The sequence below is a fragment of the Streptomyces sp. CMB-StM0423 genome (genome assembly GCF_002847285.1).
In the GTDB taxonomy this organism is placed as follows: Bacteria; Actinomycetota; Actinomycetes; order Streptomycetales; family Streptomycetaceae; genus Streptomyces.
Window position 1 is genome coordinate 674,551 of sequence record NZ_CP025407.1, and the last position, 13,252, is coordinate 687,802.

Sequence of the window (13,252 nt, forward strand, 5' to 3'; positions counted from 1 at the left end):
CATGTCGGCCATTGGCCAGACAGGGCGTACGGCGACGGGGACCCGTGCGGAAGGAGCGTGAGAGACGATGCTGGAGCCGGCAGGCGTCGAACCGACGGAGGAACGGGTGTACCGGCTGCTGGTCGGGCTGCACGGCGCGGACGCGGAGACCGTGGCCGCGGAGCTGGGCCTCGACCGGCGGCGCGCGGAGTCGCTGCTGACCTCGCTGCAGGAGAAGGGTCTGGTCAGCGGCCCGGAGCAACGCCCGGGCGGCGGGGGGCACTTCGTGCCCGTGGCGCCGGACGTGGCGCTCGGGCCGCGGCTGCTGCGCGGGCAGGAGGCGTTGGAGCGGGCCAGACGCGGGGTGGCCGAGCTGGCCGAGGAGTTCCGGGCGGGCGGCCGGCGCCGTGACGCGCGGCAGCTCGTCGAGGTCGTCACGGGCGTGGCGGCGATCCGGCAGCAGATACGGGACCTCGCGTACGGCTCGCGCACGGAGGTGCTCGCGCTGTGCAAGGCGGGGCACGTGGCGATGCCGTCGGAGGACAACGACGAGGAGTTCGAGATGCTCGCCAAGGGGGTGCGCTACCGCGTCATCTACGAGCGCGCCCTGCTGGAGGAGCCCGGAATGCTGGGCAACGTCGCCCTGGGCGTCCGCGCGGGCGAGGCGGCACGGGCGGCGAGCGCGCTGCCGGTGCGGCTGATGATCGCGGACGGGGCGCTGGCGCTGTGCCCGCTGGTGCCGAGCGCGGACAGCAGGTTCGGCGAGCCGACGGTGGCGGTGGTGCGCAGCAGCGCGCTGCTGGACGCGCTGATCGCGCTCTTCGAGAGCCAGTGGGCGGCGGCGTCGCCGCTGCACGTCACCGGGGCGGGCGAGCTGGCCGGGCTCGGCGAGGGCCCCGGTGCGGCCGGGCCCGCGCTGGCGGAGGACGAGCGCTATCTGCTGTCGCTGGTGGTCGCGGGGCTGGCGGACAAGGCGATCGCGACCCAGCTCGGCATCAGCCAGCGCACCGTGCAGCGCCGGCTGCGGGACATGATGGGCCGCGTGGGCGCCGACACCCGGGCGCAGTTGGTGTGGCAGGCGGCCCGCCGCGACTGGCTGCCGTGACGGCGGCGGCGAGGAGGGCCGTGCCCGGCTGAGCACGGGCCCGGGACCCGTATCCGTACGACGGACGCACGATGAGGTGCGCCCGTGGGGCAGGCGTGCCCGGACATCGCGGACGCCCCGCCGGGGGAGGTCCCGGCAGGGCGCGCACCCGCACCGGTGCGGCCGGATCGCTCCGGCCGCACCGGTGACGGAGGGTGTCACTTCAGCGCGTAGGCCCGCTTCACCGTCTGCTCGACGCTGTTGCCGGCGTCGTCCCACGCCTTCACGCGCAGCGAGACGAAGCCGCCGTCGTCACCCACCGAGGGGTGCCGCAGCCAGACCTGGTACCCGCCGTCCCACCAGGGCACCACCACGGCGTCCTGCCAGGTGGCGCCGTCGTCGAAGGAGGTGGAGACCTCCATCCCCTTGATGCGCCGCCCGTCGAGACCGTCCTGGTGCCGCGCCGTGATGCCGAGCGGCACCAGCCGCCCGCCGGGCGCCGCGCCCCGCGCGTCGGCCGGCACGTCGTAGTCCAACTGCACCAGCGGCAGCAGGTCCTGCTCGCCCGCCGCGGGGCGGTCGGCCGCGAACGACCAACTGGTGCGCGTGCTCACGCCCGTGCGCCACTCGGGGGTGGTCCTGTCGACCGCGAGGTCCAGGCGGTACGTGCCCTTCCCGCCGGTGCCGCCCGCGGGGAACGCGCCCCAGGCCGTGCGGCCCTCGGCCAGCTTCTCGCCGTCGCGGTACAGCGCCGCCGACGACTTGTCCGCCGGGGTGCCGTCCCAGTCGCCGCCGTCCAGGCGGCTGTAGTGGCCCTCCTGGGAGTCGGCGAACTCCGGGATGCGGATGGTGAGCTGGTCGCCCTCGCGGTACGAGGTCAGCCCCTCCACGCCGCGCGGGATCGCGGGCCGCACCACCGGTGCGAACCAGCTCTCCTCGACCCGCTCGCCCGCCCGGTAGCTGCGGGCCTCCTGGATCATGCCGCCGGCCAGCGGGTTGAAGGTGTCGAAGGTGTAGCGGTGGTGGACGTTGTGGCGCCAGAGGGTGTCGCCGGCGCTCACGTACTCGGTGCGCTCGTGCGGGGTGGGCACGTGCCGCTGGTACTGGTTGATGGCCGTCCCCATCCACGGCCGCCAGCCGAAGCGCTGCTCCTTGGTCCAGGGGTTGCCGCCGGAGTCGCCGTAACTGGTCTGCACGGTGGCGGTGTTCGAGCCGTTCACCCGGTGCACCACGCGCTCGGGCACCTGCTGCTTCGCCACCTGCATCACGTCGTACATGTACGGGCTGGCGGGCGTGCCGCGCAGTTCGACGGTCGCCAGGCCCCCGGCCAGCGCCGCGCGCAGCCGCTCGCCGACGTCGTAGCGGACCATCGCGCCCACCGCGGGCAGCCGGGCGCCGCCGGGCCGCCACACGCTCCAGCCGGGCGAGCCCTCCGGGCAGACGACGATGACGTACTTCGCCCCGGCGGCCGCGGCACGGCGGACCGCGTTCTCGTCCTGCGGGGTCTCGCCGTCGACCAGGACGGCCGAGCGGGCGAGGTCGGCGCCGCCGTCGGCGAGGGCGGCGAAGTCCGCCTCCGTGCCCGCACCGGCGTCGACCAGCGGCAGTTGCCGGGTGCCGTCGAGGGCCGGGGAGCGGCCCATCAGGCGTACGGCCTCGATGTCGGCGCGGTCCTGCGTCCCGGGCCCGCGGACGGTGCCGGTGAGCATCGGGGCCTCCAACTGCCAGCGGGAGGAGACCTCGAAGACGCCCTCGCGGGCCCTGGCGGTCGGCGTCACGTACAGCTTGCGGCCGTCGACGCTGAACTCCATGTGCCCGTGGGAGATGCTGCGGTTGCCGAACTCGCGGTGGCTGTAGAAGCTCATGACGGCTTCCTGCACCGCCGGCTTCGGCGTCTCGATCTTCACCTCGTTGGCCTTGCGGGCGTCGAGCACGACGTCCAGGTCGCCGTCGACCTTGAGCTGCGGGTCGACGATGAGGCTGTCGACGCTGCCGCCCGGGATCTTGTCGGAGACCACCGCGTGCAGGAAGTACTCGCCCTCCGGCACCTCGACGGTCAGCGTCCTGCCGTTCGGGATGTACGTGACGACGTCGTAGCGGTCGTCCTCGCCGAAGAGCGTGACGGGGTTGACGAACGCGGGCTGCCCGGAGCGGTCGATGCCGCGCAGCGTGACCGTACGGGTGGGTGCCTCGCGGACGGCGCCGATGGTGGTGTGCGCGACGGTGTCGCCCGCGGTGGCGGTGACGTACCCGCCGTAACGGCCGGGGCGCAGCCCCGCCGGGTCGAGGGTGACCGGGACGGTCGCGGTGCCGCCCGCGGCGATCTCGACGGTGTCTCCGTCCGGCAGTCCCACGGCGTCGGCCGGGACCGGCTCGCCGTTCGCGGCCCGCAGCGAGGCGGCGAGCTTGAGCGTCACGGGCGCGTCGGAGGCGTTGGTGTACGTGACCTCGCGCCGCACCGGCTCGCCGCCCTCGTCGACGCCGCCGAAGCCGAGGGTGCCGGTGGCGTACACCTGCTGCGCGTCGGCGCGGGCGGCGTCCACGCGCCCGCCGCCCTGCTCGTAGACCGTCAGGTCGTCGTGCCGCTCGGCGGTACTGACGAGCGCGTCCTTGAGCTGCTGCGCGGTCCAGCCGGGGTGCCGCTGCGCGATCAGCGCGGCGGCGCCGGCGACGTGCGGCGCGGCCATGGAGGTGCCGGAGGCGGCCGTGTAGAGGTCGTCCACGGGCGTGCCCATGGCGGTGCCGGCCGCGCGGGCGGCGACGATGTCCACGCCGGGCGCGGTGATGTCGGGCTTGACGGCGAGGTCGCCGACGCGCGGGCCGCGGCTGGAGAAGCCGGCCAGCGACTCGTCGCGGTCGACGGCGCCCACGGTGAGCGCGGCGTCGGCGGCGCCGGGCGAGCCGACGGTGGCCGAGCTGGGGCCGTTGTTGCCGGCCGAGGCGACGAAGAGGGTGCCGGTCTCGGCGGTCAGCCGGTTCAGGCCGAGGCTCAGCGCGTCGGTGCCGTCGGTGGCCCCGTCGGTGCCGAGGCTCATGTTGACCACGTCGGCCCCGGCACCCGCGGCCCACTCCATGCCGGCGAGCACCTGCGACTCGGAGCCGAAGCCGTCATCGCCGAGCACCTTGCCGATCATCAGCCGGGCGCCGGGCGCGACGCCCTTGCGGGAGCCGCCGGAGCCGGCGCCGGTGCCGGCGACGGTGGCCGCGACGTGCGTACCGTGGCCGAAGGCGTCGCCGGTGGTGGGGCTGTCGGAGAAGTTGCGGGCCTCGTCGACCTTGCCGGCCAGGTCCGGGTGTTCGGCGTCGACGCCGGTGTCCAGCACCGCGACCTTGACGCCCTTGCCGTCGTGGCCGCCCTGCCAGACCTCGGGCGCGCCGATCTGCGCCACGCTGCGGTCGAGCGAGGCGCTGACCTTGCGGTCCAGCCAGATGCGCTCGATGCCGCCGGCGAGCTTCGGCCCGGCCGCCGTCCTGGCGTTCTTGCGGTCGTCGTCGACGGCCTCCCAGAGGCGATCGGCCTTGTCCTTGCCGGCCTCGACGGCGCGGGCGTTCAGACTCGGCAGCGCGGCGCCGGGCTTCGCCCCCGGAAGCTCCGCGGCGTCGGCGCTGCGGGCGCCCTTCGCGTACGACACGATCAGCGGGATCCGCTTGCTGCGCCCGTCGCCGTAGCCCTGCTCGACCAGTTCCGTGATGTTGAACAGGTCGCGGTCCACGGCCCCGGAGCCGACGTACGGCACCGCGTCGGTGGGGATGACGTGCAGGTCGCCGTCGATTTCGAGCTGCTCGAAGCCGCCGCCTCCTTCGGCGCCGTCGCGTGGCGTCACGGTGGCGGCCTGCCGGCCGTCGGGGAAGCGCTCAAGCCGTACACGGTCGCCGGTGACGAGCGTGACGGAGCTGAGCGAGGAGCCGGCCGCCCGGTCCGTGACCGTCGCTCCGCCGGGTGAGGCGGCTGCGTGGGTCGCGGATGGCGCCAGCGTGACCAGGAGCGCGCCCGCGGTGGCGAGCGCCGGCAGCTTTACTCGTCGTAGATGCACGGGGGACAGCTTTCGGTCCTGACGGGCCGGCTGTCACGATCTCTGCGGTGCCGGGCTTGCGACATGTCGCCTGTACGACAACGGGCGCCGGGCCGCGGGCGGGTGGCCGGGTGCCGGGTTCAGCCGGGGCTGTACCAGTTGCCCGGGCCGTGCGCGGCGGGCGCGAAGTGGGCGAGCAGGGCGGCCAGTACGGCCTCCGGGCGCTCGACGGGCGCGAGGTGGCCGGTGCGGGGCAGCTCGACGAGGGCGGCGTCGGCGATGCCGTCGGCAGGCGGCTCCGGCGTGGTTCCCGGCACCGGGTCCGGCGTGCGCCTGGCGCACGAGTGTTCACTTCGGCTACCCGCCGAGTCTCCGCGCTCACCTCACCGGTGTCAACGCCCCCGCGCCCGGCGGCCCTTACCGCCCCGGCGGGCCTCGTGCTCGCGGTAGAGATCCTGGAGGAGCGCCACCGCGGCGTGCGTGGCCGGGTGCGGGTCGTGGCGGCGCCAGACGAACCGCACGGCGACCGGCGGCGCGTCCCGTACGGGCCGGTAGACGATGCCGTCCCGGCGGTACTGCGCCACGGTGCTCTCCGGGGTGAGCCCGACGCGACGGCCGGTGGCGATGTCCGCGAGCCAGTCGTCGACGTCCCGGGTGTGCTCCACCGCCGGCCGGTCCTCCTCCGGCCACATCTCGGCGGTGGTGGTGCCGGTGCGGCGGTCCACCAGGACGGTGCGGTCGCGGATGTCGGCGAGCAGCAGGCTGCGGCGGGCGAAGGGGTCGTCGGCGGCCATCGCGCAGTAGCGGCGCTCGTGGCCGACGACGGCGTGGGCGTAGCGCCGCTCGTCGACACCGGTGCGGACGATGGCCAGGTCGCAGAGCCCTTCCGCGAGGCCGCCGGTGGCCGAGTTGGTACGGATCAGATGCAGCTCCACGTCCGGGTGCCGGCCGGCCCACCGGCGCTGGAACTCCGCGGTGTGCCGTCCCGCCGCCGACCAGGCGTGTCCGATGCGCAGCCGGGTGTGGCCGGTGGTGGCCTCGCCGACGAGGTCGTCCGCCTCGGCGAGCAGGTGCCGCGCGCGGGCGAGCACCTGGACGCCCGCGGTGGTCGGGGCGACGCTCCTGCTCGTGCGGTGGAGCAGCCGGACGCCGAGGATCCGCTCCAGCGCCAGCAGGGTGCGGGAGACCGCGGCCTGGGAGACGCCGAGATCGATGGCGGCGTCGGTGAAGCTGCCGGCGTCCACGATGGCGACCAGGCAGCGCAGGTGGCGTAGCTCCAGATCCATAACTTCAGCGTATAGAACGCGCGGCGCATGCATTTTGCGCATACGAACCGGGCGCGCATGCTCCGTGCCATGACCGTGGAACCGCAGCCCGCAGCCGTCCGCCCGCGTGCCGGCCCGCGGGAGGGCGCCAGGACCGCGGGACGTGCGGCGGGCGTCGCGATGATGCTCGGCAGCGGGCTGTCGAACCAGACCGGCGCCGCCGTCGCCGCGCTGGCGTTCCCCGCCGTCGGCCCGGCCGGGGTGGTCGCCGTACGGCAGTGGGTGGCCGGCGCCGTGCTGCTGGCCGTGGGCCGGCCCCGGATGCGTACGTTCACGCGCGCGCAGTGGTGGCCGGTGCTGGGTCTCGCCGCGGTGTTCGCGGTCATGAACCTGTCCCTGTACACCGCGATCGGCCGGATCGGCCTCGGCCTCGCGGTGACGCTGGAGTTCCTCGGCCCGCTGGCAGTGGCGCTCGCCGCCACCCGCCGCCGCACCGACCTGGCGTGCGCGCTGGCCGCAGGCACGGCCGTGGCCGTCCTCACCCGCCCGCGCCCCGCCACCGACTACGCGGGCATCGCGCTCGCCCTGCTCGCCGCCGTCTGCTGGGCCTGCTACATCCTGCTGGGCCGCACGGTCGGCCGCCGGCTGCCAGGCGTCCAGGGCCCGGCGGCGGCAGCGGCCGTCTCCGGCCTCGCGTACGTCCCCGTCGGCGCGGTCGTCCTGGCCCACCGCCCGCCGACCGCCGCGGCCCTCGGCTACGCCGTCACCGCCGGCGTGCTCTCCTCCGCCGTCCCCTTCCTCTCCGACCTGCTCACGCTGCGGCGCGTCCCGGCCCGGCTGTTCGGCACGTTCATGAGCGTCAACCCGGTGCTGGCGGCGCTCGTCGGCATGGCCGTGCTCGACCAGCGGCTTGGCCCGTACGAATGGGCGGCGATCGCCGTGATCGTCACCGCGAACGCCGTCGTCGTCACCCGCCGCTGACAGGTGCGCCCCGCCCGATCGGCGGTGTACGACGCCTTGGCAGCCGGGCCGTACGGCGCCATGATCGCCCCGGCGGCCGGGCACGTACCCGGCCGCCAGGAGTGATGTGCACCAGCGAGAGGAGCGGCTCATGTTTCGCAGGACATCGACGCTCGCGCGCACCGCGCTGCTTGCCGCGGCGGTCGTGATCACCCCGGTCACCGCCCTCGGGGCGGCCGCCGCGCCGCAGCAGGGCGCGGCGGCCGACCGGGCGCCGGCCGCCGCGGCCGGTACCCGCACCACCCAGGATCCGAAGGAGCCGGGCGACCCCAACACGAGCGAGAAGGCGCGCGACGTCGTCTTCGCCATCCACGGCGGCGCCGGCACCCTCAGGCGGGAGGACATGACCCCGGAGCTGGAGCGGGAGTACCGCGCCAAGCTCACCGAGGCCGTCCGTACCGGGCAGGGGGCGCTGGCGGACGGGAAGTCCAGCGTCGCGGCCGTCGAGGCGGCGATCAACGTGCTGGAGGACTCGCCGCTGTTCAACGCCGGCAAGGGCGCGGTGTTCACCACCGACGCGGAGAACGAGCTGGACGCCGCCATCATGGACGGCGCCACCCTCGACACCGGCGCGGTCACCGGCGTGACCCACATCAAGAACCCGATCTCGCTGGCGCGGGAGATGATGGAGAACTCCCGGCACGTGCTGATGAGCGGCGACGGCGCGGAGCGCTTCGCGCAGCACCGCGGCATGGACCTGGTGACCCAGGACTACTTCTTCACCGAGCGGCGCTGGGAGTCCCTGATGGCCGCCAAGAAGGGCGAGTCGGACTTCGACTTCGGCGAGACCGGCACGGTCGGCGCCGTCGGCATCGACGGCAACGGCGACCTGGCCGCCGGCACGTCGACGGGCGGGCTGACGAACAAGCCCGTGGGCCGCGTCGGGGATTCGCCGATCGTCGGCGCGGGCACGTACGCGAAGAGCGGCAACATCGCGGCGTCCGCGACCGGCACCGGCGAGCTGTTCATCCGCGAGTCCGTCACGCACACCATCTCCGCACAGGTCGAGTACCTGGGCCGGTCGGTGTCCAATGCGGCCGGGGCGGCGATCGACAGGACCGAGGCGCTGGGCGGCGACGACACCGGCGGGGTGATCGCGCTGGACTCCCGCAAGAACCTCGCGTTCACGTTCAACACCTCGGGCATGTACCGGGGTTACGCCACCGCGGACGGCGAGATCGTGGTCAAGATCTTCGCCGGAGAGTGACGGGCCGGGCGGCGGGGGCAGGGCTCCCGCCGCCCGCTGCCACGGGCCGGCGGGACGGCGGACCGGCGGACCGGGCGGGTGGCGCGGGGCGCCGGGCTGCGGTCCGTACGGACCCGCTGCGTCAGCGGCTCGTGCAGCACGGCGTCGGGGCCGGGGCCTCGAACGGGATCAGCGTCTCCGCCGCCGCCGGGATCACCGCGAGCACCAGCCGGCCGTCGAGCCACTGCGGGCGCACGTGCCCGCGGGTGACCATCCGGGCCTCCCACGGCGGCCCGTGCGGCGCACCGAGCAGCACGACCTGCTCGATCGCCGAGGCGCCCAGCAGCTCCCCGACCGTCATGGTCCCGGTCAGCGCGTCCGCCCCCGGGTACAGCACCGCGCGGCCGACGTTGCGCGAGGCGTGCTCTGCCGCGGCGCGGGCCGCCGCCGCGGCGGCCTCGCCGGGGCCGTGACGGGTGCCGCCGGGCAGCCCCGCGACGGCGTGGCCGCGCGCGGTGAGCCACCGCCAGGCGGCGGCCGCGTCGGTGGCGCCGGCGAGCGCCAGGGAGACGGCGATACGGGGCTGGTCGCCCGCGACGAGGTGGGTGCAGCCGTACGCGGTGCGCGGCAGCCGCAGTTCGCCGGCGAGCGCGTGCAGCAGGTGGTCCGCCTCGCGCAGCTCGGTCAGTCCGGGGTCGGCGCCGAGGACGTAGGCGCCGCTCATGCGCGCCGGCGGGTCGCGGTACGGGCGGCGGGCTGTGCGCCCAGCCGGTGGTGGTCGCGGTGACGGTGTCCGTGGCCCATGACGCCCTCCCAGTCGAGCCGGGTGCCGCGTCCTGACGCGGCGGCTGCTGCCGAGGGTCGGGCCGCGAGATGAACGCCGCGCGACCCGGCGGTGATCCCCGAAGGGCCGTACGGCGGCGGCTTCGAGGGCAGCCCGGAGTACGCCGCCGCACCGGCCGGACACGCCGGCGGGAGGCCCGCGACCGCGGATCGCCTCAGCCCCCCGCGGCGTCCAGCAGCCCCAGGTCCGGCGGCACCAGCGCGGTCGCCGCCACCAGGTCCGTCAGCAGCCGGTGGTCCGGCGTGCAGCCCTGCGGCTCCGGCGGCTCCTCCTCCCGAACCGCCGGCAACCGGACCGCCGCGCGCGGCATCCGGCGGCGTACGTCCTCCACCCGGCGGGCGACCTCCGCCGCGTCCCACCGCTCCCCCGGCCGCAGGAACGCCATCACCTCCGCCGTCTGCCGGTACGGCAGCGGGCGCGGGTCCGGCTCGTGGCGCAGATACCGCTGCCCCAGCACGACCAGCACCAGCCGCTCGTCGTCCGACAGCGCCCACGCCGCGGACGGCGGTGCGCCCGCGAGACCCCCCGGACGCGCCGGTTCCGGGCGGACCACGTACAGCTCCAGGAGGTGTTCGCGGAAGCCGGAGCCCTTGACGAACACCGGCGTGTACCCCGCGGTCAGCGGCAACCGGTCCGAACCCGGCGGCAGCAGCCGGCCGCGCGGCAGCCGCAGCGCCTGCTGCCCGGTGTTGCGCAGCGTCCAGCCGCCCTCCATGTACGTCAGCTCGCCGTGCCGCCGGCTCACGCCCTGGTCGCGCCGGCCCACGTACAACTCGACGTCCCCGCCGGCGCCCTCGTCCCCCGGACCGCGCCCGAACCGGACGGTCAGCCCGGGCAGCGGCGCCACCTCTATGCCGTCGGTGGCCGAGCGCGCGTGCAGCGTCCCCGGCCGGGCGGGCGTCACGCCACGGGCCAGGCTGTCGCGCCCGCTCATCCCCGGCGTCCTCGGATACGGTCCATCGCAGGTCCCCTCGGCCGCGGCCGGCTGCTGCCGACGCCCCACGGTGCTCCCTGCCTCCGGGGACCCCTCCCCGCCGCCGGTCACGGGCCTGCGCGTGGCGCGCGGGGCGGGGCGGCTCAGATCCTCGGCAGCTCTCCCGCGGCCGTCTCGGCGAGCCGCGTGGCCATCGCGCACAGCTCGTCCGGCGACTCGTCGTCGCCGTCGAGGGTGAGGTAGAGCAGTTCGACGGCCTTCTGGCCGTTCTCGTCGGGGTACTCGCGGTACTCGACCCGTACGGTGCAGGTGTCCTCGCCGTCGTACTCCGGGGAGACGACCGTGTCGCGGCCCGCCAGCACGGTCACCCTGCCGTCCTCGCCGCTGAGCGGCTGGTCGCGGTCGTAGCGCAACTGGATCTCTATGTCGCGCGTGGTGCTGTACCAGTCGCAGTCCCAGTTGCCGAAGCCCACGTCGGGGTCGCCCGCGTCGACGCCGGGGACGATCTCCAGCGCGCGGGCGTCGAGGAGCCGGCAGGCGTCGAGCCACAGCAGCGACACGTCCGGCGCCGGCGGGTCGCGGCGCGGCACGGTGCGCTTCTCTGCGCGGGCCTTGCCCAGCGTCTCGCTGGCGGTCCTGGCGGCGATGTCGGCCATGTCGCACAGGGTGCCGATGCCGCCGTAGTCCCGGGCGGCCTCGCCGTCGACGTAGATCCAGATGCTGACATCGCGGTCCGCCTCGTCCGGCAGGACGAGGGCCCGCGCGCACTCGTCGCCCTCCTGCGGCTCCTCGATGATGCCGATGCCGCCGAAGGTACGCACCGGGGCGGGCGACTCGGGCGCGGGTCCGGAGTCGAACTCGACCTGGACGTCGATGTGTTCGCCGTCCTCGCCCTGCGGGTAGACCAGCACGTCGCAGCGGTCGAAGTTGCCGTAGTCGCGGTCCCGCTCCACGTACGTGCCGAACCGGGCGAACTCGCCGGGGTCGGTCAGCGCGCACGGGTCCATGGTGCGCTGGTCGCCGATGACCGAGCCGGCACGGGGCTTCTCGTCGCCCGGCATGCCGCCCGGCTCGTCGTCGTCGCGGTCGGGGGCCAGCCACCAGAACCAGGCGCCGGCCACCGCCGCCGCCGTCACCAGCGCCGTACCGGCCGCGGCGGTCGCCCGCGGGTGCCGGCGCGGCGCGCCGAGGAAGCCGAACCTGCGCGCCCAACTGCGCTGCCCGGCCGCCTCCTCCAGTAGGAGGCGCGCCCCGGCCGCATCGGGCCGCCGGTCGGCCCGGCGGCGGAGCATCGCTTCGAGCGCCCCGGCGAGCGGCCCGGTGTCGCGCTCGCGGCGCAGCACGCCCTGGCTGACCTTCCACTCCCGCAGGGTGGACTCGTCCTCCTCGCCGTCGTCCTCGTCGTGGGGGACGCCGGTGACGGCCTTGTAGAGCATCGCCGCGAGGGAGTACACGTCCGAGCGGGGCACGGGCGAGCCGTTGACGACTTCGGGGGCGGCGTAGTCGGGGGTGTAACTGAGCGGGCGGTCCGGCGAGATGGTCTCGTTGCTGCCGGTGCGCTGGGCGGAGTCGAAGTCCGTGAGCTTGGGGGTGCCGTCGTCGGTGATGACGACGTTGGCGGGCTTGACGTCGCAGTGCACGACGCCGTTGGCGTGCAGCGCCGCGAGCGCCGACGCGATCTGCACCCCCATCCGCGCCGCCTTCTCGGGTGCCATCCTGGGCTGCTTCTCCAGGCTGCCGCCGGTGACGTGCTCCATCACCAGCCAGCAGCCGGCGTCCGGGCCCGACTCGATGAACTCCACACCGTAGAGCGTGACCACGTGCGGGTGGGTGGCCTTCGCCTGGGCCCGGGCCACGCCGAGCAGCCGGGGGCGCTCACCGATGGCGCCGCCGCGTTTGAGCACGACCGTGCGGCCCAGTTGCTCGTCCGCGGCGAACCACACCTCGCCGCGCCCCTCGTCACCGATCAGCTCATCGAGCCGGTAGCGGTCGCCGACAAGCTGCCCCACGCGCACCGCGACTCCTTTCGCCCGTCTGCAGGGCGAAATTTAGCGGCTGCGCGCGGCGCCGGCACGACGTCTTCACGACTTCCCCGCGTCAGCCGCGCGGCAGCGGCGAAAAGGGCACTCAGCTTGAGAAAAAGTCGTCCAGGAGTTCGAGATCGGGCGGCACCAGGGTCGTGGATTCCACCAGTCCGCGCAGCAGGTTGTGCTTCAGGACGCTGTCGCTCGGGCCGCCGCCGTCGTCGCCCCGGGTCACCTGGTACGGGAAGCCGCCGCGCGCCAGCCGCCGGCGCACGTCCTCCACCCGGTGCTCGATGACGCGCTTGGTGATCCCCTCCCCGCCGGGCAGGAAGGCCAGCAGCTCGGCCGCCTGCCGGTACGACAGCGGGCGCGGATCCGACTCGTACTGCAGGTACTGCTGGCCGAGGACGACGAGCACCAGCCGCTCCTCCCCGGAGAGCGGCCAGCGCTTGGGCGGCAGCGTCTCGGCCCGGTGCCGCGGCACCCGGCCGGCCTCGCCGGCGTCGGTGACGTACAGCTCGACGAGGTGCTCGCGGTGCCCCGAGCCCTTGACGAACAGCGGGGTGTAGCCGGGGGCGAGGGGGATAGGCTCGGTGCTCAGGTGCATGAGCCGGCCGCGGGGCAGCCGGACGAGCTGCTGCCCGGTGTTCCGCAGCCACCAGGTGCTGCGCTGGTACGACAGCTCGCCGTGCCGGCGGCTGACGCGCAGGTCGTCCTCGCCGACGCACAGGTCGACCTCGTCCTTGTCGCGCCCGAAGCGCACGACGCGCTCGGCGCCGGGCGGCACCCGGATCCCGCCGGCGACGCTCCGGGCGTGCAGGGTGCCGGGAGGCGACGGCGCGGCGCCCCGTGCCAGGCTCTCTCGCAGGGTCATCGCCGGCCTCCGGAGCTCGTGACGGTACG

The 13,252-nt window shown here is 75.2% G+C and carries 10 protein-coding genes; 3 read left to right on the top strand and 7 right to left on the bottom strand.

The window, feature by feature from the left end; translation table 11 throughout:
* Positions 1-67: 67 nt before the first annotated feature.
* Entirely contained in the window at positions 68-1,084 is a 1,017-nt protein-coding gene (locus CXR04_RS02810; protein WP_101420316.1) for a helix-turn-helix transcriptional regulator, read from the top strand.
* 197 nt (positions 1,085-1,281) lie between these two features.
* Here CXR04_RS02810 and CXR04_RS02815 read toward each other — a convergent pair whose 3' ends face one another.
* The 3 genes from CXR04_RS02815 to CXR04_RS02825 form a co-directional block, all read right to left on the bottom strand.
* Positions 1,282-5,097, bottom strand: coding sequence for a S8 family serine peptidase (locus CXR04_RS02815; RefSeq protein WP_101420317.1), 3,816 nt, complete (start codon positions 5,095-5,097; stop codon positions 1,282-1,284).
* A 119-nt stretch (positions 5,098-5,216) separates the two neighbouring features.
* A complete protein-coding gene (locus CXR04_RS02820; RefSeq protein WP_442802350.1) occupies positions 5,217-5,393 on the bottom strand; it encodes an alpha/beta fold hydrolase in 177 nt (58 codons plus the stop codon).
* 75 nt (positions 5,394-5,468) lie between these two features.
* Positions 5,469-6,362, bottom strand: a complete 894-nt coding sequence (locus CXR04_RS02825; RefSeq protein WP_101420318.1) for a LysR family transcriptional regulator — start codon at positions 6,360-6,362, stop codon at positions 5,469-5,471.
* A gap of 57 nt (positions 6,363-6,419) precedes the next feature.
* On the opposite strand from CXR04_RS02825, the gene CXR04_RS02830 reads away from it, so the two are divergent.
* Together CXR04_RS02830 and CXR04_RS02835 are read left to right on the top strand one after the other, a co-directional pair.
* Entirely contained in the window at positions 6,420-7,322 is a 903-nt protein-coding gene (locus tag CXR04_RS02830; protein WP_101420319.1) for an EamA family transporter, read from the top strand.
* A gap of 130 nt (positions 7,323-7,452) precedes the next feature.
* Complete coding sequence (locus CXR04_RS02835; RefSeq protein WP_101420320.1) at positions 7,453-8,568, top strand: isoaspartyl peptidase/L-asparaginase family protein; 1,116 nt, start codon at positions 7,453-7,455, stop codon at positions 8,566-8,568.
* Between the two features lie 121 nt (positions 8,569-8,689).
* Here CXR04_RS02835 and CXR04_RS02840 read toward each other — a convergent pair whose 3' ends face one another.
* The 4 genes from CXR04_RS02840 to CXR04_RS02855 form a co-directional block, all read right to left on the bottom strand.
* Complete coding sequence (locus CXR04_RS02840; RefSeq protein ID WP_101420321.1) at positions 8,690-9,271, bottom strand: hypothetical protein; 582 nt, start codon at positions 9,269-9,271, stop codon at positions 8,690-8,692.
* A gap of 274 nt (positions 9,272-9,545) precedes the next feature.
* Positions 9,546-10,325, bottom strand: a complete 780-nt coding sequence (locus CXR04_RS02845) for an FHA domain-containing protein (protein ID WP_101420322.1) — start codon at positions 10,323-10,325, stop codon at positions 9,546-9,548.
* 143 nt (positions 10,326-10,468) lie between these two features.
* On the bottom strand, positions 10,469-12,334 hold the full coding sequence (locus CXR04_RS02850) for a serine/threonine-protein kinase (protein WP_234380011.1): 1,866 nt from the start codon (positions 12,332-12,334) through the stop codon (positions 10,469-10,471).
* Between the two features lie 118 nt (positions 12,335-12,452).
* Positions 12,453-13,223, bottom strand: a complete 771-nt coding sequence (locus CXR04_RS02855; protein WP_101420324.1) for an FHA domain-containing protein — start codon at positions 13,221-13,223, stop codon at positions 12,453-12,455.
* Positions 13,224-13,252: the final 29 nt, after the last annotated feature.